Here is a 1650-nt window from a genome sequence, read left to right on the forward strand (position 1 = left end):
GTGAGTTTCTACGAGGGGCGGCTGGCCCTGGTCACCGGCGGGTCAGAGGGAATCGGCAAAGCCGTGGCCGCGCAGCTCGTCTCTCGCGGATGTCGCGTGATCATCGCCGCCCGCCGAACCGACGTGCTCGAGGCAGCCCGTGTCGAGATCGGGGCGCTCGACGCCATCACCGTTGACGTCACGAAATGGACGCAGGTGCGCGACGCCCTCAACGAGATGGTCGAGCAGCACGCCCCCCCCGACCTGCTCGTGACCTGCGCCGGCCTCGCCCACCCCGGATGGCTTTCCGAGACCAACCAGCCACGTACGCGCGACGAAGAGATCATCGCCGAGATCGACGAGATGGTGGCCACCAACCTCATGGGCACGATTCACGCGGTGAAGGCCACGCTGGGCCACATGATCGACAGCCGCAGACCGGGGACCATCGTCACCACCGCATCGCTGGGGGGGCTCTTCGGGCTCTATGGCTACACCGGCTACTGCGCCAGCAAGTTTGGCGTCGTGGGGTTCTCAGAAGCGCTGCGGCGCGAGGTTGCCCCCCATGGCATCGGCGTCACGGTGCTCTGCCCCCCCAACACACGCACCCCCGGCCTCGAGCGCGAGAACCGACGCAAGCCCTGGGAGGTTCTGGCGCAAGAGGAGAAGGCCGCCGTTCTCGATCCCGATGCCGTCGCGAAGAAGCTGCTCGATGCCCTGCCAAGACGACCGCGCATCGTGGTTCCCTCACGCGACGGTCTGGCCGCCTGGCTCATCTCGCGCTTCACGCCGAGCATCCTCGACCGCATCTTGAAGCGCCCGCCCACGGGCGAATCTCGGGCATGAGTCTCGTCGACGCCTACGCAAGAGATGGGTGGGTGAGATGCGACGGCCTGCTGGCCCATCTCCCGCTGAGCGCCTGGTGCGATGAGGTCGAAGGATGGACCGAAGGGGAGCGTCCCCACTGGGTCTACCGCGAGGACAGCCTCACCGCGCCGGGGAAGCGCATCGTGTCGCGCATCGAGCGATTCGTCCCCGAGCACGCCGCGCTGCACCACCTGATCACGTCGGGTCCGCTGCCCGAAGCAGCCGCCCGTCTCTTGGGCGAGCCGGTCGTGCTGTTCAAGGACAAGATCAACCTCAAGCTTCCAGGTGCGGGGCCGTTCAAGGCCCATCAAGACGTGCAGGCCGGCTGGACGCGCTACGCGCAGCGCTACATCACCGCCATGGTGGCCGTGGATGCGGCCGACGAGGCCAACGGCTGCCTCGAGATCGCCAGCGGACGGCATCGGGTGGTGAGCGGCGCCCTGTTCACCCCCCTCGACGACGACCCTGACACCATCTACACCCCCGTCCCCGTGGCGCCCGGCGATGTGGTGCTCTTCGACGGCCTCACGCCGCACCGCTCGGCGGCAAACCTCTGCGGACCGCGCCGCCGCGCCCTCTTCATCACGTATAACGCGGCTTCCGAAGGCGATCACCGCGCCACCTACTATGCTGACAAGCGCGTCAGCTACCCACCCGACATCGAGCGCGACCCGCAGAGGGTCTACGTGTTTCGGGTGTGAATCTCTCCGCCATGCTGCTCGTCGCGCATGCCGCCTTCACGTTCATGATGACCGGGCTGATCTGGTTCGTGCAGGTCGTGCACTACCCGCTGCTGGCAAAGGT

At 67.3% G+C, this 1650-nt stretch carries 2 protein-coding genes; both read left to right on the forward strand.

Annotated features, from left to right (window positions below):
* On the forward strand, window positions 1-825 hold the full coding sequence (locus EB084_24915) for an SDR family NAD(P)-dependent oxidoreductase (GenBank protein ID NDD31506.1): 825 nt from the start codon (window positions 1-3) through the stop codon (window positions 823-825).
* On the forward strand, window positions 822-1547 hold the full coding sequence (locus EB084_24920; protein ID NDD31507.1) for a phytanoyl-CoA dioxygenase family protein: 726 nt from the start codon (window positions 822-824) through the stop codon (window positions 1545-1547). The genes EB084_24915 and EB084_24920 overlap by 4 nt, the downstream gene beginning before the upstream one ends.
* Window positions 1548-1650: the final 103 nt, after the last annotated feature.

Source organism: Pseudomonadota bacterium, from assembly GCA_010028905.1.
Taxonomy (GTDB): domain Bacteria; phylum Vulcanimicrobiota; class Xenobia; order RGZZ01; family RGZZ01; genus RGZZ01.